The organism is Falsarthrobacter nasiphocae (assembly GCF_031456275.1).
In the GTDB taxonomy this organism is placed as follows: domain Bacteria; phylum Actinomycetota; class Actinomycetes; order Actinomycetales; family Micrococcaceae; genus Falsarthrobacter; species Falsarthrobacter nasiphocae.
This window is the reverse complement of the sequence record NZ_JAVDUI010000001.1, coordinates 1402239-1426136: the sequence shown is the minus strand read 5'-3', so window position 1 is coordinate 1426136 and position 23898 is coordinate 1402239. Positions and strand designations below refer to the sequence as shown.

Below are 23898 nucleotides of genomic sequence, written 5' to 3'. Positions count from 1 at the left end.
CCCGTGACCCCGGTTCTTGCGGCTCATCGCGGCACGCCCCCAAGCGAGCCCGAGAACCACAGCTCTCCGAGCCCCAGCTCGCCATCGGTCGCCTCGATCATGTCCACAAGGGCGCCGGTCTCGATGGCAGGCATCCGCGTCCACCCCTCGGGGTCTCGCTCGACGACGATGAGCTCCTCGGGCGTCAGGCGGTTGACGAGGGCGGGCGAATGGGTCACAACGAACAGCTGCGTCCGCTGTGACGCGAGACGGAGCAGCTCCACAAGGCGGTCGAAGACGTACGGGTGAAGGCCGTGGTCGATCTCCTCGATGCACGTGATGAGCGGCGGGTCCTGGTCGTAGAGCAGCGCCAGCAGCGCGAGGATGCGAACCGTGCCAAAGGAGGCGTCGGCCAGCTGCGTCGGCGTTGCCAGGCCCCGCTCTTCAAGCTCAATGACGGCAGACAAACCCGCGCCACCGCGCTCCGCAACCCTGATGTCGTCCAGCCCGGGGATCATCTCGCGAGCATCAGCAATGAAGTCTCCAGCGAGATCCTCATCCGCCAAGATGTGCATGACAACGGCCGCCAGGTTGGACGCGTCCGCCTTGAGGGACACGTGCCCCGTCTCCCCCGCGGAGATCGAGGATGACTGAACCGCTGCCCTGACGTCGATGTTGAACACCCTGAATGTGGAGAACGCCTCCGCCAGCTTGATGACCTCCGCACCGCCCTCGTCGTCGGGCAGATTCTGAAGAGTTGACAGGGCCAGAGAGTCCTCCCGGAGCGCGAAGTCCATGGGCGGCTGAAAGGACGGGCCCTGGACGTCGCCAGCGCCGTCGATGAACTGCCCTCGGGTCCCCTCGACAGTGATTCGTCGGCCCCGGCCTTTCGTCCGTTTGAAAACGAGGGACTCGGTGCGCATGAGTCCTCCCCCGGCCGAAGAGTCGAGGGCGTCGAACGTCAGCACGTACTCGTCCGGCGCATTCTCGCTCGCGTGAGCTGTCACGTTGGCGGTGACCCCGATCTTCACCGGCCCCTCAGCCTCACCTCGGAAGCGAACACGCTCAATGCCGCCGCGCTTCTCCAGCGCTCGGGACAAGTTGTCCCGCGCGGAGTCGCCTAGAAACTCGATGGCATCCAGGAAGTTGGACTTGCCCGCCTCGTTCGGCCCAACGAGGACGTTGAGCTTGCCCAGGGTCACAGTCGAGTCCTTGAAGGAGCGGAAGTTGGCCAGGGAGACCTTCATCAAGGGGCGCATGCGGATATCGTATTCCGCGTCTTCGCCGCATGAGAAGAGATGACAACGCTGCCGCCCCGCACGGGCTGAGCCCTTCCCGCAGGCTCCCCGCGCCGGAAACTGCACGCCTGCGGCTCGGAGCGGGGAGCCTGCCGCTGAGAGCCGCAAAACGGCGCCCGGGCCCCGGAGCCGGTGTCATCTCACGGCCACCCTGCGGGATAATGGATCCCATGCCTGAGACCTTCCGCGCGTCCGAAGCCGTTGAACTCGCCCATTACGTCCGCGGGGACTTCATCGAGTCCCGCCACGTGGGCTCGGCGGTGGTCCTGGACCCCAACGGGGAGACCCTCGTGCAGCTCGGCAATGTCACGGCGCCGGTCTACGCCCGGTCCACGGTCAAGCCGTTCCAGGCCATCGCCGCCATGGAGCTGCACGTGCCGTTGCGCGGCCCGCAGGTGGCGCTGGCGGCCGCGAGCCACTGCGGCTCCCAGGAGCACCAGGACGTGGTGCGCGGGATGCTCGCCCAGGCGGGCCTGAGCCCTGAGGACCTGCGCTGCCCGGTGGACTACCCAGAGGACGAGGCCACGCGGGACGAGGCCATCCGCTCCGGCCTGGGCCGCACCCGCCTCGCCTTCAACTGCTCCGGCAAGCACGCCGCGTTCCTGTGGGCGTGCACGGAGAACGGCTGGGACACGGAGACCTACCTTGACCCGTCCCACCCGGTCCAGCAGCGCGTGGCCCGCGTCATCGCGGAGTACACGCAGGAGACCCCCTCGACGTGGTCGGTGGACGGCTGCGGCGCCCCGGTCCCGGCGGTCTCGCTGCGGGGCCTCGCCACGGCCTTCAGCACCCTGGCGCAGAGCCGCCTGGACCTGTCCAAGAACGCGCGGGCCATGACGGTGGCCACGGCCATGCTGGACTACCCGTGGGCGGTTCACGGTCACGGCCTGCCGAACACGCTCGTCATGGAGGATCTCGAGGTCCTCGCCAAGCTGGGCGCAGAGGGCCTGCTGGTCCTCGCCGCCCCGGACGGCACCTCGGTGGCGCTCAAGATGCTGGACGGCTCCTCGCGGGCCACGACCCTCGTGGGCCTCAGCCTCCTCGCCTCGGTGGGTGCCATCACCCACGAGCAGGCCGGAGGCGTGCTGAGCCAGGTGCTCCGCCCCATCATGGGCGGGGACAAGCCCGTTGGCTCGCTGCGCCTCGCCGAGCCCGTCGCCGACCTCCTCGCGTAGGGGCCGCCGTGCCCCCCAAGCGCCGTATCGACCCCGCATCAGGCCGCGCCGCCCTGACCGAGTGGGCGGCGAACCCGGACGCCGCACCCCGCCCCGTCCTGGCCACGGCCGTCCGGTACCTCCTGGAGGAGCTCTCGATCGCCCACCCGGGCGGCTCCGTTGAGGTGCGCATCCCGCCGTTCGGCGTGGGCCAGCTCGTCGAGGGCCTTCGTCATACCCGGGGCACGCCGCCCAATGTCGTGGAGACGGACGCCCAGACGTTCTTGCGCCTCGCCTCGGGGGACCTGGGCTGGGACGAGGCCCTCGCGGCCGGGCGTGTCTCCGTCTCCGGGACCCGTGCGGACCTCTCCTCGTTCCTCCCTCTCTTCTGACGCGAGCCCCCTCTTCTAGACTGGACGATATGCCCACGGAACAGACCCAGCCCTTTGCTCTCGACGCCACCCGCCGCACGGCGCCCCGCATCCTCGCGTTTGTCGTCCTGGGGGCGGTGCTCGGCATCGTCGTCGCCCTTGTGTGCGCCGTGGTGGCGCCGGGGAGCGAGGAGTACACGCGGGTGTCCGCCTTCGGGTATCTCGCCATGCTCTTCGCCATGGTGGGCGCGGGGCTCGGAGGGATCGCGGGGCTCGTCATTGACCGTGTGAGCCGGACGCGCACGGAGGCCGTGCGCCTGCGTCCTGTGGAGGACTCGGAGGAGGCGGACGACGACGCGGCTGGCGCCGACGTCAACCCCGCCGAGCCCGCAGCCGAGGCGCCTCAGCCGCGCGAGCCGCACACCCCCGCCTCGTGAGATGATGAACCCATGCCACACGGAGACGGAATGCTGAACCACGATCTGCTTCCCGAGGACCAAGCGCCGCGCGACGAGTGCGGCGTCTTCGGTGTCTGGGCCCCTGGAGAAGAGGTCGCCAAGCTGACGTACTACGGCCTGTACGCGCTGCAGCACCGTGGTCAGGAGTCGGCGGGAATCGCGACGAGCGACGGCTCCCGGATCGCCGTCTACAAGGACATGGGCCTTGTCTCGCAGGTGTTCGACGAGACCACGCTCAACTCCCTGCCGGGCCACATTGCGATCGGCCACTGCCGGTACTCCACCACGGGGTCCTCGCACTGGGCCAACGCGCAGCCCACTCTGGGCGCCACGCCGCACGGCACCGTCGCCCTCGCGCACAACGGCAACCTGACCAACTCCGCGGATCTCCTCGACCGCATCCGCGAGACCACGGGCATCCCGGACCGGGGCGAGATCGCCAAGGGCAACACCACGGACACCGCCCTCGTCACGACCCTCCTCGGCCACGCCTCCGAGTCCCTTGAAGATGCGGCCATGAAGCTGCTCCCGGATGTGGAGGGCGCCTTCTGCTTCGTGTTCATGGACGAGAACACGCTCTACGCCGCGCGGGACCCGCACGGCGTGCGCCCGCTCGTGCTCGGCCGCCTGGAGCGCGGCTGGGTCGTCGCCTCGGAGCAGTCGGCCCTCGCCACCGTCGGCGCGAGCTTCATCCGGGAGGTGGAGCCGGGCGAGCTCCTGGCCATCGACTCGAACGGCCTCCGCAGCCGCACGTTCGCCACGGCAACGCCGGCCCACTGCGTCTTCGAGTACGTCTACCTGGCCCGCCCGGACGCCGCCATCAACGGCCGGTCCGTCTACGAGTCCCGAGTGGAGATGGGCCGCCAGCTCGCCCGCGAGAACTCGCACGAGGCGGACATCGTCATCCCCGTCCCCGAGTCCGGGACCCCGGCCGCCGTGGGCTACGCGGAGGAGTCCGGCATCCCGTTCGCCCACGGCTTCGTCAAGAACGCCTACGTGGGGCGGACGTTCATCCAGCCCTCGCAGACGCTCCGCCAGCTGGGCATCAAGCTCAAGCTCAACGCTCTCGAGTCGGTGATTCGCGGCAAGCGGGTCGTCGTCGTCGATGACTCGATTGTCCGCGGGAACACGCAGCGCGCCATTGTCCGGATGCTCCGGGAGGCCGGCGCGTCCGAGGTGCACGTGAAGATCTCCTCCCCGCCGGTGACGTGGCCCTGCTTCTACGGCATTGACTTCGCGTCGCGGGCCGAGCTCATCGCCTCCGGCGCCACCATTGAGGAGATTCGCAAGAGTGTCGCCGCGGACTCGCTCGCGTACATCAGCGAGGACGGCATGATCGGAGCCACGCAGCAGCCGCGGAAGACGCTCTGCACGGCCTGCTTCACTGGCGAGTACCCGATCGCCCTGCCGGACGACTCTCGCCGCGGCAAGAACCTCCTCGAGGCCCCCTCAGCCCCCGAGGGCGGCTGCGACCCGGGCCCGGATGCAGAGTTCGATGTCGTCCTGTCCCCATCCGAGTCGGAGCCCCTCGCGGCCTCTGGCAACGCCCCCACGAGAGGCTCCCATGACTGAGAACCAGAATGCCATCACGTACGCCGGCGCAGGCGTCGACGTCGAGGCCGGTGACCTGGCCGTCGAGCTCATGAAGAGCGCCGTCAAGGCCACGCACACGCCCAACGTGTTCGGCGGGGTGGGCGGCTTCGCGGGGATGATCGACGCCTCCGAGCTCCTCTCCTACTCGCGCCCTCTGCTCGCGACGAGCACGGACGGCGTCGGCACTAAGGTCGCCATTGCGCAGGCGCTCGACAAGCACGACACGATCGGCCAGGACCTCGTCGGCATGGTGGTCGACGACATCGCGGTCGTCGGTGCCAAGCCTCTCCTCATGACGGACTACATCGCCTGCGGCCGCGTGATTCCGGAGCGCATTGCGGACATCGTCCGCGGCATCGCTGAGGGCTGCAAGCTCGCGGAGACGCCCCTCGTCGGCGGCGAGACCGCCGAGCACCCGGGCCTCCTCGGCGTGGACGAGTACGACGTGGCGGGCGCGGCAACGGGCGTGGTCGAGGCCTCACGGGTCCTCGGTCCCGAGAAGGTGCAGGCGGGGGACGTCGTCATCGGCATGGCTTCCTCGGGCCTGCACTCGAACGGCTACTCGCTCGTGCGCAAGGTTGTGGAGCACTCCGGGCTTGCCCTGACGGACCGTGTGGACGAGTTCTCCTCGACCCTCGGCGAAGAGCTGCTTATCCCCACGCGCATCTACACGGCTGACTGCCTCGCCCTCGCTGGCGCTGACGCCGTGCACGCGCTCTCCCATGTGACGGGCGGCGGCCTCGCAGCCAATCTCGCGCGCGTCCTGCCGAAGGGCCTCACCGCCGTGGTGGACCGCACCACCTGGGCGCTCCCGCCCGTCTTCACGTGGGTCCAGGAGCAGGGCGGCGTGCCGCTCGCGGACCTTGAGCGGACGCTCAACCTCGGCGTCGGCATGGTGGCCGTGGTGCCAGCCGCGTCGGAGGCCGCCGCGCTCGCTCTCCTGGCCGAGCGCGGGGTTCCCGCATGGCGCATGGGCGAGATCACCGCTGACGTCCCCGCCGAGACGGCCCAGTCCGCCGGTGCCGACTACGTCCAGGGCGCCAAGGGCGTCGACGGCGGGGCCGTCCTCATGCAGGGCCGCTTCGCCTAACTGCACCCGGCTGGCCTTTGGCCCCCCCAGATTGGCCGCACCCCCTGAACTGGCGTTTGCCACCTGCAATGTCTATGGCAAACGCCAGTTCAGGGGGCGAACGAGGCTCGTCGGCCAGAGAGCGTACGGCAAAAGGCGCGGCCCCCAGGGAAATGCATCCCTAGGGGGCCGCGCCTTGATGTTCAAGCGCCGTGCACGGGGCGACTAGCGTCCCGCGGTTTCCTCGGCGTCTTCGTCATACCCGTCAACGTATGTGTCCACATACTCGGAGTACCCCTGGTCCTCCGACTCGAAGGACGAGCTGTGAGCGGACGACCTAGCGGACCCGGCGAGCTCGTTCTGCAAGGCAGACAAGTCCGTTGCCGGGCTGTAGTACTTCATCTCTCGAGCTTGGCGAGTTGCCTTTGCCTTCTGACGGCCGCGCCCCATGGCGTGACCCCCTTCGCATACGTTGATCCGGGAGTGGTCACACTAAGGCGAGGTCCCGGAGGTGTCTGATCAATGATTCTTCGTCCTCTAAGGATACAGATTCACCCACCATCTGGCACGTTTCGGGCGCCCTGCGGCCAGCATGTGGGGCAAGCGGCGGCCCGCTCGCCCCACATGGCAGCCCGCAGAGTCACTCGGCGCGCGTCAGGCTGAGCCCCGACGTGGGGTCCGCGGGGTCCGTCGTCACGATGACCCTGTCCCCGTCCGTCACAGCGCCGGAGAGGATCTCCCGCGCCAGGCGGTCGCCGATCTCACGCTGCACGAGGCGGCGCAGGGGCCGTGCACCGTAGGCCGGGTCGTACCCGTTGACGGCGAGCCACTCGCGGGCGGGCTCGGTGACGTCCAGGGTGAGTCGCCGGTCCGCGAGTCGCTTCTGCATCGAGGCGACGTGCAGTTCAACGATGCGGCCGAGGTCGTCGATCGACAGCGGGTCGAACATGATGACGTCGTCGAGCCGGTTGAGGAACTCCGGCTTGAACGCGGACTGGACCACGCTCATGACGGCGTCCTTCCGGGCGGCCTCGTCCAGGCTGGGATCCACGAGGAACTGCGAGCCGAGGTTGCTCGTGAGCACGAGGATCACGTTGCGGAAGTCCACCGTTCGCCCCTGGCCGTCGGTGAGCCGGCCGTCGTCGAGCACCTGAAGGAGGATGTCGAAGACTTCCGGGTGCGCCTTCTCCACCTCATCGAGGAGCACCACCGAGTAGGGCCGGCGACGGACAGCCTCGGTGAGCTGGCCGCCCGACTCGTAGCCGACGTATCCCGGAGGGGCGCCGACAAGGCGGGACACGGAGTGCTTCTCCGAGTACTCGCTCATGTCGATGCGAATCATGGCCCGCTCGTCGTCGAAGAGGAAGTCCGCGAGGGACTTGGCGAGCTCCGTCTTGCCCACGCCCGTCGGGCCCAGGAACAGGAAGGAGCCGGTGGGGCGGTCCGGGTCGGAGATTCCGGCCCGGGCGCGGCGCACCGCGTCGGAGACGGAGGCGACGGCGTTGCGCTGCCCAATGAGGCGCCGCCCGAGCTCGTCTTCCATGTGCAGCAGCTTCTCGGACTCGCCCTGGAGCATGCGTCCGGCGGGGATGCCTGTCCACGCGGAGATGACCTCGGCGATGTCGTCAGCCCCGACCTCCTCCGCGACCATGAGGTCCTCCTTGGCGGGGCCTTCCTCGGCCTCGGCGCGGCGGAGCTCGGCCTCAGCTGCGGGGATGTCGCCGTAGAGCAGCTTCGACGCGGCGGCGAGGTCCCCTTCTCGCTGGGCGCGCTCGGCGGCAACGCGGAGTTCGTCAAGCCGGACCTTGAGGTCACCGACGGCGTTGAGGCCCTCTCGTTCGGCCTCCCACCGGGCGTTGAGCGCGTCGAGCTCCTCCCGCTTGTCGGCGAGGTCCCGGCGCAGGGCGGCGAGGCGCTCCCGCGAGGCGTCGTCGTGCTCGCCTGAGAGCGCGAGCTCCTCCATGAGGAGGCGGTCGACGGCGCGCCGGAGCAGCTCGATCTCCTCGGGGGCCGAGTCGATCTCCATGCGAAGGCGACTTGCGGCCTCGTCGACGAGGTCGATCGCCTTGTCCGGGAGCTGGCGCCCGGAGATGTAGCGGTCGGAGAGCGCGGCGGCGGCCACGAGGGCGCCGTCCGAGATCTGCACCTTGTGGTGCGCCTCGTAGCGCTCCTTGAGGCCGCGGAGGATGCCGATGGTGTCCTCCACGCTGGGCTCGCCGACGTACACCTGCTGGAAGCGCCGCTCCAGGGCGGGGTCCTTCTCGATGTTCTCGCGGTACTCGTCGAGGGTGGTGGCGCCGATGAGCCGGAGCTCACCGCGGGCCAGCATGGGCTTGAGCATGTTGCCTGCATCCATGGCGGAGTCCCCGGAGGCGCCTGCGCCCACGACGGTGTGGATCTCGTCGATGAATGTGACGATCTGACCGTCCGAGGCCTTGATCTCCTCGAGGACAGCCTTGAGCCGCTCCTCGAACTCTCCCCGGTACTTGGCGCCGGCGACCATCGCGCCGAGGTCCAGGCTGATGAGGGTCTTGCCCTGGAGGGACTGTGGCACGTCTCCGGCGACCATGCGCTGGGCGAGGCCTTCGACGACGGCGGTCTTGCCGACACCGGGCTCACCGATGAGGACGGGGTTGTTCTTGGTTCGGCGGGAGAGGACCTGCACGACGCGGCGGATCTCCTGGTCCCGGCCGATGACCGGGTCAAGCTTGCCGGAGCGGGCGATCTCGGTGAGGTCGGTTCCGTATTGCGCGAGGGCCTCGAAGGTGGCCTCTGGGTCTTGCGTTGTCACTGTGCGTCCTCCTCGGACGGTCTCGACCGCGGCGGCGATGGCGGCCGGGTCTGCGTGGTTGTCTGTGAGGGCACGGGTGGCGGCGTCCGTGCCCGAGGCGATGCCGAAGAGCAGCGTCTCTGTGGAGATGTAGGTGTCCCCGAGGCGCTCGGCCTCAGCGCGGGCAGCCTCGAAGACTGAGCTGAGCGCACGGGAGGCCTGCGGCTGGCTGGCCGCGCCGGAGACCTTGGGCAGGGCGGCAATCGCGTTGCTCGCGGCTGTGGATACGGCGTCCGGCTCGGCGGGAATGGCTTTCAGAACGGCCACCGCCACGGACTGGCGGACGTCCATGAGCGCCTTGAGCAGGTGCGCGGGTTCGATGGCCGCGTTGTGCGCTGTGGCCGCGTTGCGGACTGCGGCTTCGACAGCCTGCTGGGATGAGCGGGTGAGTTGGGGCTCCATGTCAGTCCTCCTCGAAGGGGCCTAGAGGGGTGGCGGGCCGGAATTGCCGACGACGGCGACGCTGCGCCACTCGGCCGCACTGCGGCTCGGAGCAGCCACCTGACTGCTCAAACATGAGTCTACTCCACTCAAGTTTGTTTGGGAAGGGGTCCTGTGGAGAAAGTCTGGGCGGGATGGCCCTCTTGTGTGACGAGACGATATATCTAGGTTTGTTGACCAAACCATGGGGCAACACGGAGAATGTAAGCAAGAGAAGGCTCGCACTCGGCTGGTCCCTCCCCGCCCGGCCCAGCGAACCGCTCGCTGCACACCTCGAGATAAGGCTCCCTCACTCATGCCCACTGCTGCATCCACTCCACGCATCGCCATCATCGGCTCTGGCTACGGAGGCGCGGTCGCCGCCCTCCGCCTTGCCCAGGCTGGCAAGCAGGTCGACCTCATCGAGATGGGTCAGGACTGGGACAAGTCCGCCCCGGAGGGAGCTCGCTTCTCCCGCATGGACCGGCCCGACGCCCGATCCATGTGGTTCGAGAACCGAACTGACATGCCGTACACCTACCTCAGCGGTCTGGACTGGATCAACCGAGCCGTCCCGTATTCGGCAGGCGCCCTTGGGATCGAGCGCTTCGCCGCCATGAAGGTCTACGTCGGCAAGGGCCTCGGCGGCGGATCGCTCGTCAACGGCGGCATGGCGGTCACCCCGCGCCGCTCGTTCGTCGAAAAGGTCATGCCGCAGATCGACGTCAACGAGATGTACACGACCTACCTCCCCCGCGCGAACTCCGAGCTGGGAGTCGCCCAGCCCGCGGCTGACATGATCGGCAACTCGCCGTACTACCAGTTCACACGCACCGCCGCCGCGCAGAACGCCAAGGCCGGCTACCAGACCGTGACCGTCCCGAACGTGTACGACTGGAACTACATGCGCATGGAGTCCTTCGGCCGCGTCCCGAAGTCCGCCCTCGCGAGCGAGGTCATCTTCGGCAACAACTACGGCAAGAAGTCCCTCACCAAGACGTACCTCGCCAAGGCCCTCGCCACGGGACGCGTCAACGTCAAGGCGCTGACCGAGGTCACCCGCATCCGCCGCTCCGGCGCAGCATATGTGCTCTCCACCAAGACCATCTCCGCTCTCGGCGCAGTGCTGAACACCGCGGAGACCACGTATGACAAAGTCATCCTCGCCGCGGGCTCGGTGGGCACCACGCGCCTGCTCCTCAAGGCGCAGGCCAACGGGGACCTCACGGGACTCTCGGACAAGCTCGGCAAGGGCTGGGGCCCCAATGGCAACACCATGGTCGCGCGCTTGCTCAGCGGCGCGAACTCCACGACAGGCACCGTCCAGTCCGGCATTCCCGCCCAGGGCCTGATGGCCTGGGACGACTCGGAGGCGTCCGTCTTCGCGGAGATTGCCCCGTTCCCGGTTGGCCTTGAGACCCGCACCGCGGGCTACCTCGCCCTGACGAACAACCCCAACACGGGCACGTTCACCTTCAACACGACAACGGGCAAGATGGAACTCGACTGGGATGCTGCGAAGCACGCCCCCTCCGTCGCCGCGACCAAGGCTGTGATGGAACGTCTCAACGCAGCCAATGGCGGAGCGACGCGCACGGACATGCTGGAGAACGGCAAGGGCTACTCCGACTACTTCACCTACCACCCCCTGGGCGGCTGTGTCCTGGGCCAGGCCACGGATCTCAACGGTGAGCTGACGGGCGCCCCTGGCGTCTTCGTCATGGACAGCTCCCTCATCCCCGCCAAGCTCGGTGTCAACCCCTTCGTGTTCATCACTGCGCTGGCCGAGCGCAATATGGACAAGCTGCTCGCCGCCGGCCGCCTCGCCTGAAAGAGATGACTCACGTGAACCCTTTGAACTCCACCACGTCACGCCGTCGCGTTGTCGGCGCAGCCGCCTGGTCTGCCCCCATCATCGCCCTGTCCAGCGCCGCCCCCGCCATGGCGGCGTCCCAGCCGCCGCTCGGCGAGCCCGGTGACCTGGCCATCGCCATTGTCGACCCAGCCGCCGACGGCTCGCTCAACACCCCCATCTACTGGGGCAACACCACGCAGGTGGCGCAGATGGGCGACATGCCGCCGGGTCTTGTCGTCACCAACGTGGGCTCCACCCCCATCGCCTCCGCGACGGGCACCCTCGAGCTCCAGATGCAGAACCAGGATGCGACGAGCAACCTCGCGTACCGGACGCAGGCCCGCACGACGGACTCATTCTTCACCCTCGTGGACACGACGCCGGGCGTCCCGCCCACGGGCGCCGCGCGCACGTACCGCTGGACACTGACCCGCCCCCTCCAGCCGGGGGAGAGCGTGACCATCCCGTTCCAGTACTACACGCCGAAGACCTTCACCAACCCGGACTTCTCGGTGCTGGTTCTGGCCACGATCAACGACGCGGTGGAGTTCGACAGCAACGATCTCGACGCCCGCGTGGGCTTCGTCCCGGGTTACTCGACGACGATCTTCGGCCCGTAGCCCGAGCCGTCTCAGAGCAACCGTACGGCGCCGCACCCCTTGGGTGCGGCGCCGTTCTTCTTTCCCGGGGACGCCGTGGACGAGGGGTGCGCGCCGAAACATGACGGAACCAGGGCAAGGGTAGCCAGGCTCACTTTTGACGAACGATTGTGAAAACGGATAGCATGCTTACGTTCCGCAGTCAGCCCCCGGCCCACCACTGTCAGGCCGTCCCCCGGAAGGACAACCCCCTCCATGACCGAGATCAACCGCCGCCACCTGGCCCAAGGAGCAGCTTGGGCGCTACCAGCCGTGGCACTCGCCAACGCGGCCCCCGCCGCCGCCGCCAGCCGCCCCAAGCCCGTATGGCCCCGCCCGCGCCCCACAAGCAGGACCGCCATTGAGGACCTCCGCGAAGGCATCTGCAGCCCGGCCGTCGCAGCGGGCTGGATCCTCAAGGATGGACTCACGTACCGCAACACCCATGGGCGCATCGAAGACGCCCAGACGATGCAGCGCTTCGGACTCCAATGGGCGAACGGCCCGGGACAGCAAGGCCTCAAGGGGTCCATAACATTCAAGTTCGGCAACGCCTCCGGTGAGCGCTACCTCCCCAAGCCCAAGGTGACCCTGAACAATGGCCAGACGCTTTACGGATTCGTCCGTGCAGGAAACGTCATGTCTGGTGGCGCCCTGGTCGGCTTCAACACGCTCCACAGGATCGAGTGGCAGAACGCCAAGCATTACGCGGAAGGGAGCCGCAAGGGGCTCTGGAATGGAGCTCGAGTGGAGTTCCCTATGGAGTTCAGCTACACCCTGAACGGTAAGTGCCGCGTGTGCATGCTTCAGGTGAACTACACAATGGGCTCGGTTCGAGAAAAGGACCAGCCGATGCGCGACTACTCAGTTACGCCCTACACCGGCATGCCCTTCCGCGGCAAGCGCTACTGCACGGACCGCGTCTACTAAGCGCACCCCAGGCAGCACCGGGCCTGTATCACCGGAGCCCGGACACAGAAAGGCGCCGCCTGCGCATCATCGCAGGCGGCGCCTTCGTGCGTGCCCGCCAGCGCCTCGGCGCGGCCCTCACAGGAGCCTTGCCGAGGCGGCAGCGACGTCACCTGGCGGAGGTGAACCGCCAGGGCAAGTCAGCGGGCAGGAGCGCAGGCAACCCAAACGGCAGTGGGACGCGGATTGAGAGTCGCCCCAGCCATGATGGTGCAGCGCGGGTTCGTGGTCCACGCCCAGGCATAGGCCCAGCTGGAGCCGTTCTTCACGGACGCGTACACAACACGCTTGACCGGGGCCGCCGGGGCCTTCGTGCCGTAGCTCCACGAGACAGCAGTCGTGGCCTTCGGGGAGGAGACGCGGACCGACGCAGCGGAAGCCGAGGGTGCGACGCCAACGGCGGCAATGCCGACAAGCGCAGCAGCAGCAGCGCCAGAGGAAAGAGTCTTGGTGAAACGCGACATGGCAGTCATTCCATCTCTATGAGCATGTGATCGGCCCTATACACCGGGCCGGCTGGGCTCCATTCGACCCCGCACCCTCATCATACGACCAGAAAATGCACGTCAAAGCCCCCTGAAATAACAATTCGGCAACCTTTCATCACGGGTCCACCGGGAAGCCGCTCCTCCACGCACCTGTTGGCCAGACGGAACGGAGCTCGGCGACACCATCATCAGCCGACGCATTCGCCCTACGCCAGCGCTGTTCATCACTGACCGGCCCGTCACGGCTCTCACAAGCCCTCAAAGGTTCATCGTCATGAAGAGGCTCCACCTTCTCCTACAGGGGAATCACATCGGGACCCTGATCCAAGACGACTTCGGGGCCAAGAGGATCGAGTACCTGCCGGGCCTGGACAACAGCGCCTCCCTCTCGGTCGCTCTCCCGTATCGTGAATCCCCCTATAAGAACAAGCCAACGATGGCCTACATAGAAGGCCTCATTCCTGAAGGCGAGGCCGTGCGCCAATCGATGGCGGAAGAATTCTCCCTCAGCACACAGCATGTTGGGAACCGACTGCGCCAACTCATCAATGCGCCTGGAGGAAGCTGGATTGGACGCGCGGAACGCTGATCTTTGGCTGGCGCCCAGAGCAAGTTCGCCCTCCGCTTGGAACGAGGGCAGCGGCCCGGAAGATGTCGCCAACTTCGCTCAGGCGATCATTGCCAATGATCTCCTCGGCGCCCCGGACGCGCGTGCCGAGAACTACTCACCTTTGCATCTCGATGGCCAGGTTCACCTGGCGCCGATCTATGACATAGCCTCCGGTTTGGCCGCCTGAAGCGCAGGCACTGGCACTGCTTCGCACAAGAGATCCGAGGCAATCGGCGCGAGCGCCCTCCCCGACCTCCTCGCTCACGGGATCAGTGCCCTGTGCGGATCAGCCCTGGACGGTCTCGCCTCCCGCGAATGAACCGGCGATTCACCCACTGCCCAGGGAACGTGGTGGGAGCGCCCTGACGGACGTTCTACAATCTGATCCAGACTCCATGCTCGGCACCTGGGCCGGGACCGGCGTGCGCAGAGCATCTCCAGCACCGCTTCTCCTCGCGTCGGCCGCGTGGAGTCCCCGAGACAAACATCGCCAAGGAGACACGCGTGGACATCCCGTCCTTCCTGGGATCAATCCCTCCCTGGCTGGTCTATGCCCTCGTGGGTCTCGTCGTCGGCGTGGAGAGCATTGGCATCCCCTTGCCGGGCGAGACGATCCTCGTGGCCTCCACCCTCTTGTCCTTGCACCCGGACGCGAACATCAACCCGTGGATCATCGCCGCCTGCGCCACCACGGGCGCCGTCATTGGGGACTCCATCGGCTACACCGTCGGGCGCACGTACGGGACCCGGCTGCTCACCTGGCTCACTCGGCGGTTCCCCCGGCACATCTCCCCGGCGCACATCAAATACGCCGAGCACGTCTTTGACCGGTGGGGCACGTGGACGGTGTTCTTCGGCCGATTCGTGGCTGGCCTGCGCATTCTCGCGGGGCCGCTTGCCGGCACGCTGCGCATTGAGTACCGCCGCTTCCTCTTGGCCAACGTCACGGGCGGCATCTTCTGGGCGTTCGGCACGGTCGGATTCATCGTCCTGGTCGGGGACGCCGCCCACCACTACCTCAAGGAGTTCGCGTGGGTGGGCTTCCTGGCGGTCCTCGTCCTCGCCCTCGCGGCCGGCGGCCTGCTGCACAAGCGGGTCAAGGAGGGCGTAGCCCGCTTCGCGGCGGAAGAGCCCACGGAGGCCCAGGAGCCTGAGCGGGCCTAGGGACTGGGAGCCGGGGCCGCCGCCGAGACCCAAGGTTGAGCCTTGAGCCATAAGGTTCAACCTTTACTCGAAGTTGATGGGGTTCTTGATGGGCCTGTGATCGTTCCGTAACTTTATGGGTGTTGCCGAAGACCACGGAGGCAATGCCGGGCGAGACGCCGAATTCCACCGACGCCCGGGTGGCAGAACAGACAGGGTGGAAGCGGGGGAACCACATTCGCTGGCACGCAGCACGCGCGTGCCTTGGGGTGAAGTTCCGTCACCGTCTTCGGCCAGGCCTGCGGGCACTGGCAGGACGGCGGAACCGGGGCCAGGCTCGCAAGGAGCCGGTTTCCGAATCCGACAGCTAACCTCGCAGGCGCGGAGGAAGCCTTATGAACGCCACCCCCCTTGGGCAGGCCACACGCTCGCCGAAGCCCACGCACGTGAAGAGCCTCGCAACGCTGACCACCGGTGCAGCGGCCGCCGCTGCCCTCATCACCAGCTCCCTCCCCACGGCCGTGGCTGTCTCTGAGACTGCGCCCGCGAAGACCACGCTCTTCACCCCTAGCGTGACGCCTGAGCGCACGGCCACTCCCTCGTCCTCGGTGACGGAGTACGTCAGCTCCGCAGCCCCCGCCCAGTGGTGGCGCTGGTGGAACGCGGACAAGTCTCGCCAGGGCTTCTACTTCGGCACCGGTGCCGAGTTCAACGCGTTCATGGCTCAGGGCATGGTCACCCAGGAGAAGAGCCGCGTGGCCTCTGAGCTTCCGTGGGTTGATCCCGCGGCTGCACACCAGGTCTGGCGCTACTGGAACGCGGACAAGTCCGTGACGGGCCTCTTCACGGGAACGGGCAAGCAGCTCAACGCCTTCCTCAACGCGTGGTTCTCCGGCGCGAGCATCGAGAAGGCCGTCGCCAAGGCCCAGGTCCCGGCCGCCAACGTCCTGGTCAACGGCAAGACGCCCGCGGTGAAGGTCCCTGCCACCTCGCCGAAGGCCCCTGTCACGCCGGCGCCCTCCGCTCCGGCCGCCCCGCGCCCGGCGGCATCAGCCCCCGCGTCGTCCGCTCCTGCCGCGACGGCTCCCGCAGCCTCGGCTCCCGCTGCCACTGCGCCTGCGTCCTCCGCTCCCTCGGCTCCGCGCCCGACGACGAGCGTGCCCGCCACGAAGACCCCTGCCGCCACGGCGCCCAGCACGGCCAAGCCCGCGCCGGCCGTGACGAGCCCGGCGGCTCAGCCGTCGTCGGCCCCCAGCGCGCCGGCCGCCTCGGTGCCGTCCGCGCCCGTGACCAAGGTTCCCTCCGCCTCCGGCCCCACGGCGAGTGCCCCGGCCCCGTCCGCGCCCCAGACGCCGAGCATCCCGGCCGCCAAGGCCCCGACCGCCCCGGTGACGAAAGCCCCGGCAACCCCCACCCCCGCGCCTTCCGCCTCGAAGACGCCGGTGGCCACTGCTCCCAGCACAGCTGGGCCCACCGAGGCGCCGATTGTCGCCAACAAGCCCGCGACGCCGAGCGCCCCGGCCACGAAGCCCGCACCCGCGACCCAGCCCACGGCCCCGGCCGCGAAGGACTACGTCGACGCCAACGCCCCCGCCCAGTGGTGGAACTACTGGGACGGCAACGGCGCCAAGGGCGAGCTCTACGGCACCGGAAAACAGCTCAACGTCTTCCTCAACGCCTACCTCGCCAACGGAGACAAGGCCGCCGCCACCGCCCTCGCCGCCAAGCTCGGCCCCCTGACACCCGCCGCGACAGCACCGGCCACCACGCCCAGCGCCCCCGCAACGCCGAGCGCCCCGGCCACGAAGCCCGCACCCGCGACCCAGCCCACGGCCCCGGCCGCGAAGGACTACGTCGACGCCAACGCCCCCGCCCAATGGTGGAACTACTGGGACGGCAACGGCGCCAAGGGCGAGCTCTACGGCACCGGAAAACAGCTCAACGTCTTCCTCAACGCCTACCTCGCCAACGGAGACAAGGCCGCCGCCACCGCCCTCGCCGCCAAACTCGGCCCCCTGACACCCGCCGCGACCGCACCGGCCACCACGCCCAGCGCCCCCGCAACGCCGAGCGCCCCGGCCACCAAGCCTGCACCCACGACCCAGCCCACGGCCCCGGCCGCGAAGGACTACGTCGACGCCAACGCCCCCGCCCAATGGTGGAACTACTGGGACGGCAACGGCGCCAAGGGCGAGCTCTACGGCACAGGAAAACAGCTCAACGTCTTCCTCAACGCCTACCTCGCCAACGGAGACAAGGCCGCCGCCACCGCCCTCGCCGCCAAACTCGGCCCCCTGACACCCGCCGCGACCGCACCGGCCACCACGCCCAGCGCCCCCGCGACGCCGCCGAGCCTGCCCACGACGACACCGACGGTGCCTGTCAGCAACGGCGGCGACACGAACACGAACCGGGCGTACACCTACGCGCTCAACACCTCGGCGGCGACCGGCGCCTACGGAACGGCCCCGGCCTCCCTCATGCAGCAGATGCGCCTCGCCTCGCCTAGTGGCACGGCCGCCATCTCCTCGTGGTTCGGCTCGCGCTGCCTCGCCGGACTCCCTGCCTGCGACTTCCACACGGGCATCGACTTCCCCGACGCATACGGGGCGAGTGTGCGCGCGGCGCAGTCCGGCCGCGTGATCTTCGCCGGCTGGCACGCCTACGGCGGTGGCTACCGCGTCGAGATCGACCACGGCAACGGCGTCGTCACCACGTACAACCACCTCGCGCAGATCGACGTCTCCGTTGGTCAGCTCGTTGTCCAAGGCCAGCACATCGCGGCCGAGGGCAGCACCGGCAACTCGACGGGCCCCCACCTCCACTTCGAGGTGATCGTCAACGGAGCGTGGACCAATCCCGCCCCCTGGCTCGGCCTGGCTGGAGCCTGAGCCTCAGACCGCCCAACGAAGTAAGGCCCAGGCCACATCCGAGGATGTGGCCTGGGCCTTCGTCGTTGACGCATGACAAGACGGGACACGTCCTATCCCGTGCCGCCTCGCCGAGCTGGAGTGGCGCGGCGGGCAGTGGCCGCGGCGCCGCCAGGCGTCGTCGTCGTCCGAGACTAGAGCCAGGCACCCGCGCGAGCAGGAACGATCACCGTGCCGATGGGCATGAGCGAGACCGGAATGAGCTTGATGTTCGCGAGGGCCAGGGGAATGCCCACAATGGTCACCGCCTGGGCCGCCGCCGTGGTGACGTGCGCGATGACGATGGGCACGCCCGCCACCAGAATCCAGATCACGTTGCCGATCACAGAGAACGGGCCCATGACCGGCCGGCGGTTCACGATGGTCCGGCCAAAAGGCCACAGAGCGAACGAGCCGATCCTGAACGATGCGATGCCCCACGGGATGAGCACCACCGTCAAGCACATGAGCAAACCCAGCGCCCAGTAGCTGAGAGCCAGCCAGAGGCCGCCGAAGACGAACCAGATGATGTTGAGCAAGGTCTTCATACCCGTATTTTCGCCGTGACACCTGAGCGCTGGCCGCATGCCCGTTGGGCGATCCCGGGGCGGGATGGGCCGAGCGGGCCAGGGGGCGGCAGCCCGGGCGGAGACAGACCGGGCCAGTCTGCGATGGACGGGTGGGAGCGGGGGTCAGACAGCAGCCGCGCGGGGGCCGGCGAGGGCCCAGAAAAAAAGATTTCGATTGTCGCGTCACGATCCGCGGGGTGCGGTGTCTTAACAAGTGAACGGCGCGAAAGGCCCCCAGCCACTCGCGTCTCCTGGCCATCACCTTGCGGAGGCCAGGGACCAGGCTCAGCAACGCGTTCCTGGTACTCCCCCGAGCAGTCGCGGCCTTTGTACCGCGGCATGCGAGCGCCCCCCAACGCTCGTCTCAGCGGCCCCGCCCGTCCCCCGAAGCACCGCAGATCCCCAGCGGTCAGGCCGGGGCCGCTCCCCCACCCCCCCTCTCCCTGCCACGCGGCAGGCCCCCGATGCCCGGGTGCGTAGGCTTGTTCCTGTGAACCTCGATCCCGAAACGCCCCCCGAGACCCCAGCCCCGCAGCCTGAGACGGCGCAGCGAGACGCACCACGGTCAGACGCCCCGCGCGCAGAGACAGCCGACTCGGCTGAGGCGCACGCCAACGCTGAGCTGGACCCGCATGCCGCAGACGCCACGCCCGGCGCGGACCGACCGCGGCGCCCCGTGTCCTTCGTCCGCCGCGGCTCCCGCCTGCAGGGCCGGCGCAAGGACGCCTGGGCCGAGCTGTCAGGCGACTACCTCATCGACGTTCCTCGAACGGGGCCGGACACCTCCGTGGACCCGGGCTACGTCTTTGACGCTGAGGCGGCGTTCGGGCGCAAGGCAGAGCTCGTCGTCGAGATCGGATCGGGGCTCGGCGAGGCCATAGCCCACGCCGCCGCAGAGAACCCGGACCGCAACTTCCTGGCCCTCGAGGTCTACAAGCCGGGGCTCGCGAACACCATGCTCAAGATCCGCGCCCTGGGGCTGACCAATGTGCGCGTCGCCCAGGTCAACGCCCCGGAGGCCCTCGCCACGATGCTGCCCGAGGGGTCCGTCCAGGAGGTCTGGGTCTTCTTCCCGGACCCGTGGCACAAGACCAAACACCGGAAGCGGCGGCTCGTGCAGCCGGACCTCGTGCCCCTGGTCCGGCGCGTCCTCCCCACGGGCGGGCTGTGGCGCCTGGCCACGGACTGGTCAGACTACGCCCAGCAGATGCGGGACGTTCTCGACGGGGCCTCCGCGTTCGAGAACGTCCACGCGGGCGAACGCACCGGCTCCGCCTCGCCCCTCACGCGCGTCTGGCGCGAGGGGCTGGAGAATGTGGCCGGCGTCGAGGCCCGCGCGGGCAGCAAGGCGGTCAAGACGGAGACGGCCCGGGACGAGACGGATGAGCGCGGCGGCTGGGCACCCCGCTTCGAGGGCCGGACACTGACGAGCTTCGAGTCCAAGGCGCACTCGGCTGGCCGGGAGATCTTCGACCTCACCTACCGCGCGCTCTAGCGGGGGCCGCGGCGGGCCGGTCTAGTCTTCGTCGGCGAACTCGACCTCAACGACGATCTCGTCGGTGTCGAGGTCAACCATGAGCGCCCGCTCGCCGTCGTCGACCATGGCGAACTCCCCGTCCAGCGTGCGGAAGCGCCAGGCGCCGAGGGTCTCGCCCTCGAACTCGAAGTCCTCCTCGTAGCCGAGAATCGCCTCGACTTCCTGGTCCGCGACGTCCGCGAGCTCGAAGATGAGCGCCTCGTGCTCCTCAAGCTCGTCGTCCTCCTCGGAGCGGCGGTCCTCGATTCCCGGGACAGCGTCGGCGAGGGCGGCGACCTCGGCGGCGATGTCGTCCTCCCGCACCGTGCGCAGGTCCGGGTGGGCGGCGAGCCAGGCGGCGGTCATGGCCGCGAGGTCCTGGGACTCGCTGAGCTCCTCGTAGCGCTCGTCCAAGTCCTGGAAGACGTCGGCGTACAGGCCGTCCAGGTCTGACTCGTAGACGTCGGTCAGCCCCTCCTCGGCGAGGTCCGAGCCCTCAAGCTCGGCACCCATGTTCTCGTCCGTCTCGGCGTAGGTGACCTCGTCGTCGTGGTCCATGATGCGGCGCCCGGCCTCGAAGGTTCCCTCGAGCTCGGCGTCAGCGGCCTCGTCGTCGTCCGAGTAGTCATCCTCGACGTCCTCGTCGGTGATGTCCTCGTCGTCGCTGAGGAAGTGCTCCTGGGCGTCCTCGCCGAGTTCTTCGTAGCGGGCCAGGAACGCGCGGTAGAGGGACTCGTGCTCGTCGGCGCCGAGCGCCTGGAGGCCCTCGCCAATGTACGTGAGGACGTCCTCGTCCATCGCGGACGCGAAGACGAGGTGCCCGAAGCCGCCGGCGGCCAACTGGGTTGTGTAGAAATCGACGTAATACGCCCGCAAGGCGCCGTCGGAAATCTCATCAGCGGTGAGGTGCTCGTCGAACATCGCGTTGACGACGTTCATGTTGGACAGGAGGATCGCGTCTGCGTCGGCGTTGACGCTCTCTTCCGAAATGATGACGTGGCGGGCGCTGGCTGGAGTCTGGCTCATGGGAGGGCACCTCTCGGAACGGCTGGGGCGATCGATGTCACCTCTCACGCTACCCCGTTCCTTCGGCAGACGTGGCGGTCTCTCTCGGACGACGACGGGGCCGCCCGCCGCCACCCCGCGGGCCCGGCATCCCCGCCGTCTCACAGCTGTTGAGCAAAATTTCAGCTTCTATGGAATAAGCAGCCAGGGCCCCCGGTTATCCTCGGTGAAAGCACAGCTTCTCTGCGCCGGGCCACCATCGTCTGGCGCAGTATCCCCATCATGGAAAGGACGCCACAATGAACCTTGGCAACCTCGCTCTCCGCGCAATTCCCGGCGCATGGATCCTCAACTCGGGCATCGGCAAGCTCGGCATGGACAACGGCACGGCCGGCTACCTCAAGGGCATGGCCGCCTCCGGCATCCCTGCTCTTGGTGACCTCTCTGACGAGCAGTTCAAGAAGTTCATCGTCGGCGGCGAGATCGCCGTGGGCAGCGCCCTTCTGCTGCCGTTCGTCCCGAACCGCCTCGCGGGCCTGGCCCTCGGCGGCTTCGCGGCCGGCATGCTCTCCATGTACTTCAAGAACGACGAGATGACCGAGTCCGACGGCATCCGCCCCACCCAGGACGGCGTGCCGATGGCCAAGGACATGTGGCTGGCCGCCATTGCGCTCGGCCTCGTCTTCGGCCGCGGCAAGAAGAGCAACTAGTCGCCGTCGGCGTCGACTGACGCCAGCCAGGCACGCCGCCGCCTGAGCCCCCGCAGCCCTTCACTCTGCGGAGTCCATCAGCGCGGCTCCAGCTCCCGCGCCCCGGGGCCTCATGATTGAGGCCGCCGGGGCGCGGCGCATTCCGCCCGACCACGCCCCCGCCCTGCCCGGCCCATCCCGGTAGCCTGGTGCCATGCGTATCCTCGTCACCGGCGGCACCGGCGTCCTTGGCACCCACCTCCTGCCTCTCCTGCGGGCCCGCGGGCATGAGGTCCTGGCCCTGACGCGCCGCGAAGGGGTCTACGGCGGTGTGGCGGGCGACCTTGCGGCGGGCGCTGGGCTCGACGAGGCCGTCGCCGGCGTGGAACTCGTCATCAACATGGCGTCCTCGACGTCCAAGAAGGACTGGAACTCGGTGGACATCGGCGGGACCGCCCGCCTGGCCGCGGCCGCGCGCCGGGCCAGCGTCCCCCACTTCATGCACGTGTCCATCCTGGGAATCGACGCCATCCCGTTCCCGTATTACACGGCCAAGCTCGAGGCCGAGACCCAGGTCCGGCAGTCCGGGGTGCCGTTCACGATCGTTCGCATCTCCCAGTTCCACGAGCTCGTGGACTCCGTGTTCGCGGCCGTGCCCCGCGTGGGGTTCGGCCGCGTGGCACGCTTCCCCGTCCCGGGGGACATCCGCCTGCAGCCCATTGCCGCCGCCGACGCCGCCCGCGCCCTCGCCGAGCGCTCCGACTTCCCGGCCTCCCGGGGCATCGAGTCCCTCGCGGGCCCCGCAGTCCTGACGGGCAACGACCTCGCGTACCAGTGGCTGCACGCCTCCGGCCGCCGCGGCCGCCCCGTCAACATGCCCCTCGCCGGCGAGACCCTCCGGGCGTTCGCGGACGGCCACGCGACGGCCCCGGACCACGCCTGGCCCGGCCAGACCTTCGAGGAGTTCGTGGCCGAGCGCGTATCCACCGGCCGACCCGTCTCCTACCCGCTGGCCCCCTGGTCCGGCCTGGCCTCGCCGGCCGCGCCCAAGGAGCCCCGCGAGCGGCGCGGGGTCCGCACGCGCCGCTCTGCAGCCGTTGCCTCCGCCGAGCCCGCGGCCTCGGCGTCCTCCAGTGAGCCCGCGGCCCCGCCCAGCCCCAAGGACGCAGAATGACTGCCGTGAGCGCGGGGTTCCCGGAGCCTGCATCTCCCCTCGCGGGCGCACTCGTCCGGCTCGAGCCTCTGTCTCCGGCTCACCTGGGCGGTCTTCAGGACGCCGTCGACGACGGGCGCGTGTGGGACCGCTGGTACACGTCCGTCCCCCGCCCGGAGGACATGGCCGCGGAGATCGAGCGCCGCCTGGCCCTCAAGGCAGATGGGGAGATGGTCCCCTTCGTGGCAGTCCGTCAGGACACCGACGAGGTCCTCGGGATGACGGCGTTCGTCGACATCGATGCGAGCGTGCCCCGCCTCGAGATCGGCTACACGTGGAACCGGGCGAGCGCCCATGGCACGGGCACCAACGCGGAGTCCAAGCTCCTCCTGCTGGCCTACGCCTTCGAGACGTGGGGTGCGGAGTGCGTCACCCTGCGCACGAGCTGGGCCAACCAGCAGTCCCGGGAGGCCATCGCCCGGCTGGGTGCCCGCCAGGACGGTGTCCTGCGCGGCCAGCGGCGGCTGAAGTCCGGCGAGCTCGACGACGTCGTCGTCTTCTCCATCCTCAAGCACGAGTGGCCGTCCGTGAAGCACCGCCTGCAGTGGCGCCTGCGCGAGCGCACGCCCTCCGCCTGACCGGACGAGTCAGCCCGGTTCCGGCCCTACTGAACATTCACCGACGCGGATGCCGCCGCAGGCCCTGGCTACGAGCCCGGCCGCCACAGGACGACGGCCCGGCTGGCCCGCACGCGCGTGCCACGCCGGGCCGCCACGACCTCGCCCTGGCGGCCCGCGGCGAACACGCGCGTGTCGTCGGCCCGAAGCATGCGCTCCTGCTCAAGCTCGCGGCTCAGCTCCCGCACGCGGGACTGAAGGGCGGAGACCTGGTGCTCCAGCTCCATGACGCGCTTGATCCCAGCCAGGGACACACCCTCCTTGGAGAGTCGCTGCACCTCGCGCAGCAGCTCGACATCCCGGCGGGAGTACCGGCGGTGCCGGCCCCCTTGCCGCTGGGGCGTGACGATGCCCAGCCTGTCGTACTGCCGCAGGGTCTGCGGGTGCATCTCGGCGAGTTCCGCCGCAACTGAGATGACGAAGACGGGCTCGAAGTCCTCCTCCTGCACCGCCATCACCTGTCCTTCCTCGGCGCGAGGGCCGATTCTTTCGTTCGCTCGCGCGC

General features: G+C 68.8%; 23 protein-coding genes and 1 riboswitch. Of the genes, 16 read left to right on the top strand and 7 right to left on the bottom strand.

The genetic code is table 11. The features are described from left to right. Positions 1–23: 23 nt before the first annotated feature. Complete coding sequence (locus J2S35_RS06440; RefSeq protein ID WP_309851166.1) at positions 24–1238, bottom strand: AAA family ATPase; 1215 nt, start codon at positions 1236–1238, stop codon at positions 24–26. 209 nt (positions 1239–1447) lie between these two features. Here J2S35_RS06440 and J2S35_RS06435 point away from each other — a divergent pair, with 209 nt between their 5' ends. From J2S35_RS06435 to purM, 5 genes are read left to right on the top strand one after another with little or no spacing between them, the layout of a single operon-like run. After that, positions 1448–2452 (top strand): asparaginase, encoded by a 1005-nt coding sequence (locus J2S35_RS06435; protein ID WP_309851160.1) that lies wholly within the window; start codon positions 1448–1450, stop codon positions 2450–2452. A gap of 8 nt (positions 2453–2460) precedes the next feature. Further along, complete coding sequence (locus J2S35_RS06430; RefSeq protein ID WP_309851158.1) at positions 2461–2823, top strand: sterol carrier family protein; 363 nt, start codon at positions 2461–2463, stop codon at positions 2821–2823. 29 nt (positions 2824–2852) lie between these two features. Further along, positions 2853–3239 carry a hypothetical protein gene (locus tag J2S35_RS06425; protein WP_309851155.1) on the top strand — a complete coding sequence of 129 codons (387 nt, stop codon included), beginning with the start codon at positions 2853–2855 and terminating at the stop codon, positions 3237–3239. A 12-nt stretch (positions 3240–3251) separates the two neighbouring features. Beyond that, on the top strand, positions 3252–4832 hold the full coding sequence (gene purF / locus J2S35_RS06420) for an amidophosphoribosyltransferase (protein ID WP_309851152.1): 1581 nt from the start codon (positions 3252–3254) through the stop codon (positions 4830–4832). Next, positions 4825–5943: a phosphoribosylformylglycinamidine cyclo-ligase gene (gene purM, locus J2S35_RS06415; protein ID WP_309851150.1), complete on the top strand. Its 1119-nt coding sequence runs from the start codon at positions 4825–4827 to the stop codon at positions 5941–5943. Before purF ends, purM begins: the two co-directional genes overlap by 8 nt. A gap of 204 nt (positions 5944–6147) precedes the next feature. On the opposite strand, the gene J2S35_RS06410 is transcribed toward purM, so the two are convergent. Together J2S35_RS06410 and clpB are read right to left on the bottom strand one after the other, a co-directional pair. Continuing rightward, the gene (locus J2S35_RS06410) at positions 6148–6372 is read right to left on the bottom strand and encodes a DUF3073 family protein (protein ID WP_309851147.1); all 225 of its coding nucleotides are present in this window, start codon (positions 6370–6372) and stop codon (positions 6148–6150) included. Positions 6373–6562: 190 nt separating this feature from the next. Then, positions 6563–9154 (bottom strand): ATP-dependent chaperone ClpB, encoded by a 2592-nt coding sequence (clpB, locus tag J2S35_RS06405; protein WP_309851144.1) that lies wholly within the window; start codon positions 9152–9154, stop codon positions 6563–6565. Positions 9155–9488: 334 nt separating this feature from the next. On the opposite strand from clpB, the gene J2S35_RS06400 reads away from it, so the two are divergent. The 3 genes from J2S35_RS06400 (at position 9489) to J2S35_RS06390 (ending at position 12595) form a co-directional block, all read left to right on the top strand. Beyond that, positions 9489–11003 (top strand): GMC oxidoreductase, encoded by a 1515-nt coding sequence (locus J2S35_RS06400; protein ID WP_309851141.1) that lies wholly within the window; start codon positions 9489–9491, stop codon positions 11001–11003. A 14-nt stretch (positions 11004–11017) separates the two neighbouring features. Further along, the gene (locus tag J2S35_RS06395; RefSeq protein ID WP_309851139.1) at positions 11018–11647 is read left to right on the top strand and encodes a hypothetical protein; all 630 of its coding nucleotides are present in this window, start codon (positions 11018–11020) and stop codon (positions 11645–11647) included. Between the two features lie 234 nt (positions 11648–11881). Continuing rightward, a complete protein-coding gene (locus tag J2S35_RS06390; protein ID WP_309851136.1) occupies positions 11882–12595 on the top strand; it encodes a hypothetical protein in 714 nt (237 codons plus the stop codon). A gap of 179 nt (positions 12596–12774) precedes the next feature. On the opposite strand, the gene J2S35_RS06385 is transcribed toward J2S35_RS06390, so the two are convergent. Next, positions 12775–13098 (bottom strand): hypothetical protein, encoded by a 324-nt coding sequence (locus J2S35_RS06385; RefSeq protein WP_309851133.1) that lies wholly within the window; start codon positions 13096–13098, stop codon positions 12775–12777. Between the two features lie 298 nt (positions 13099–13396). Here J2S35_RS06385 and J2S35_RS06380 point away from each other — a divergent pair, with 298 nt between their 5' ends. The 4 genes from J2S35_RS06380 to J2S35_RS06365 all read left to right on the top strand — a co-directional run bounded on the left by J2S35_RS06380 (position 13397) and on the right by J2S35_RS06365 (position 17766). Further along, on the top strand, positions 13397–13711 hold the full coding sequence (locus tag J2S35_RS06380; RefSeq protein WP_309851130.1) for a HipA N-terminal domain-containing protein: 315 nt from the start codon (positions 13397–13399) through the stop codon (positions 13709–13711). Continuing rightward, the gene (locus J2S35_RS06375) at positions 13692–13919 is read left to right on the top strand and encodes a hypothetical protein (protein WP_309851128.1); all 228 of its coding nucleotides are present in this window, start codon (positions 13692–13694) and stop codon (positions 13917–13919) included. The genes J2S35_RS06380 and J2S35_RS06375 overlap by 20 nt, the downstream gene beginning before the upstream one ends. 317 nt (positions 13920–14236) lie before the next feature. Next, positions 14237–14896 carry a DedA family protein gene (locus J2S35_RS06370; protein WP_309851125.1) on the top strand — a complete coding sequence of 220 codons (660 nt, stop codon included), beginning with the start codon at positions 14237–14239 and terminating at the stop codon, positions 14894–14896. 146 nt (positions 14897–15042) lie between these two features. Beyond that, a riboswitch (cyclic di-AMP (ydaO/yuaA leader) is annotated at positions 15043–15271 on the top strand. Beyond that, positions 15271–17766, top strand: coding sequence for a M23 family metallopeptidase (locus J2S35_RS06365; protein WP_309851122.1), 2496 nt, complete (start codon positions 15271–15273; stop codon positions 17764–17766). It overlaps the preceding riboswitch by 1 nt. A 173-nt stretch (positions 17767–17939) precedes the next feature. On the opposite strand, the gene J2S35_RS06360 is transcribed toward J2S35_RS06365, so the two are convergent. Next, positions 17940–18332, bottom strand: a complete 393-nt coding sequence (locus J2S35_RS06360; protein ID WP_309851118.1) for a YccF domain-containing protein — start codon at positions 18330–18332, stop codon at positions 17940–17942. 643 nt (positions 18333–18975) lie between these two features. Between J2S35_RS06360 and trmB the strand changes: the two genes are divergently transcribed. Then, positions 18976–19848: a tRNA (guanosine(46)-N7)-methyltransferase TrmB gene (gene trmB / locus J2S35_RS06355; RefSeq protein ID WP_309853071.1), complete on the top strand. Its 873-nt coding sequence runs from the start codon at positions 18976–18978 to the stop codon at positions 19846–19848. Between the two features lie 21 nt (positions 19849–19869). On the opposite strand, the gene J2S35_RS06350 is transcribed toward trmB, so the two are convergent. Beyond that, positions 19870–20895, bottom strand: a complete 1026-nt coding sequence (locus tag J2S35_RS06350; protein ID WP_309851116.1) for a DMP19 family protein — start codon at positions 20893–20895, stop codon at positions 19870–19872. 278 nt (positions 20896–21173) lie between these two features. On the opposite strand from J2S35_RS06350, the gene J2S35_RS06345 reads away from it, so the two are divergent. From J2S35_RS06345 to J2S35_RS06335, 3 genes are all read left to right on the top strand, one after another. Next, on the top strand, positions 21174–21584 hold the full coding sequence (locus tag J2S35_RS06345; protein ID WP_309851112.1) for a hypothetical protein: 411 nt from the start codon (positions 21174–21176) through the stop codon (positions 21582–21584). 193 nt (positions 21585–21777) lie between these two features. Next, positions 21778–22737, top strand: coding sequence for an SDR family oxidoreductase (locus J2S35_RS06340; RefSeq protein WP_309851109.1), 960 nt, complete (start codon positions 21778–21780; stop codon positions 22735–22737). Continuing rightward, positions 22734–23354 carry a GNAT family N-acetyltransferase gene (locus J2S35_RS06335; RefSeq protein WP_309851106.1) on the top strand — a complete coding sequence of 207 codons (621 nt, stop codon included), beginning with the start codon at positions 22734–22736 and terminating at the stop codon, positions 23352–23354. Before J2S35_RS06340 ends, J2S35_RS06335 begins: the two co-directional genes overlap by 4 nt. A gap of 68 nt (positions 23355–23422) precedes the next feature. Here the strand turns inward: J2S35_RS06335 and J2S35_RS06330 are convergent, their stop codons facing one another. Further along, positions 23423–23848, bottom strand: coding sequence for a heat shock protein transcriptional repressor HspR (locus tag J2S35_RS06330; protein WP_309851104.1), 426 nt, complete (start codon positions 23846–23848; stop codon positions 23423–23425). Positions 23849–23898 lie beyond the last annotated feature (50 nt).

Excerpts from the sequence above, each read along its gene's own strand:
- J2S35_RS06440 (WP_309851166.1), bottom strand. The coding sequence starts at position 1,238 with ATGCGCCCCTTGATGAAGGTCTCCCTGGCCAACTTCCGCTCCTTCAAG.
- J2S35_RS06435 (WP_309851160.1), top strand. The coding sequence starts at position 1,448 with ATGCCTGAGACCTTCCGCGCGTCCGAAGCCGTTGAACTCGCCCATTAC.
- J2S35_RS06425 (WP_309851155.1), top strand. The coding sequence starts at position 2,853 with ATGCCCACGGAACAGACCCAGCCCTTTGCTCTCGACGCCACCCGCCGC.
- purF (WP_309851152.1), top strand. The coding sequence starts at position 3,252 with ATGCCACACGGAGACGGAATGCTGAACCACGATCTGCTTCCCGAGGAC.
- purM (WP_309851150.1), top strand. The coding sequence starts at position 4,825 with ATGACTGAGAACCAGAATGCCATCACGTACGCCGGCGCAGGCGTCGAC.
- J2S35_RS06410 (WP_309851147.1), bottom strand. The coding sequence starts at position 6,372 with ATGGGGCGCGGCCGTCAGAAGGCAAAGGCAACTCGCCAAGCTCGAGAG.
- clpB (WP_309851144.1), bottom strand. The coding sequence starts at position 9,154 with ATGGAGCCCCAACTCACCCGCTCATCCCAGCAGGCTGTCGAAGCCGCA.
- J2S35_RS06400 (WP_309851141.1), top strand. The coding sequence starts at position 9,489 with ATGCCCACTGCTGCATCCACTCCACGCATCGCCATCATCGGCTCTGGC.
- J2S35_RS06390 (WP_309851136.1), top strand. The coding sequence starts at position 11,882 with ATGACCGAGATCAACCGCCGCCACCTGGCCCAAGGAGCAGCTTGGGCG.
- J2S35_RS06385 (WP_309851133.1), bottom strand. The coding sequence starts at position 13,098 with ATGTCGCGTTTCACCAAGACTCTTTCCTCTGGCGCTGCTGCTGCTGCG.
- J2S35_RS06380 (WP_309851130.1), top strand. The coding sequence starts at position 13,397 with ATGAAGAGGCTCCACCTTCTCCTACAGGGGAATCACATCGGGACCCTG.
- J2S35_RS06365 (WP_309851122.1), top strand. The coding sequence starts at position 15,271 with ATGAACGCCACCCCCCTTGGGCAGGCCACACGCTCGCCGAAGCCCACG.
- J2S35_RS06360 (WP_309851118.1), bottom strand. The coding sequence starts at position 18,332 with ATGAAGACCTTGCTCAACATCATCTGGTTCGTCTTCGGCGGCCTCTGG.
- J2S35_RS06350 (WP_309851116.1), bottom strand. The coding sequence starts at position 20,895 with ATGAGCCAGACTCCAGCCAGCGCCCGCCACGTCATCATTTCGGAAGAG.
- J2S35_RS06345 (WP_309851112.1), top strand. The coding sequence starts at position 21,174 with ATGAACCTTGGCAACCTCGCTCTCCGCGCAATTCCCGGCGCATGGATC.
- J2S35_RS06340 (WP_309851109.1), top strand. The coding sequence starts at position 21,778 with ATGCGTATCCTCGTCACCGGCGGCACCGGCGTCCTTGGCACCCACCTC.
- J2S35_RS06335 (WP_309851106.1), top strand. The coding sequence starts at position 22,734 with ATGACTGCCGTGAGCGCGGGGTTCCCGGAGCCTGCATCTCCCCTCGCG.
- J2S35_RS06330 (WP_309851104.1), bottom strand. The coding sequence starts at position 23,848 with ATGGCGGTGCAGGAGGAGGACTTCGAGCCCGTCTTCGTCATCTCAGTT.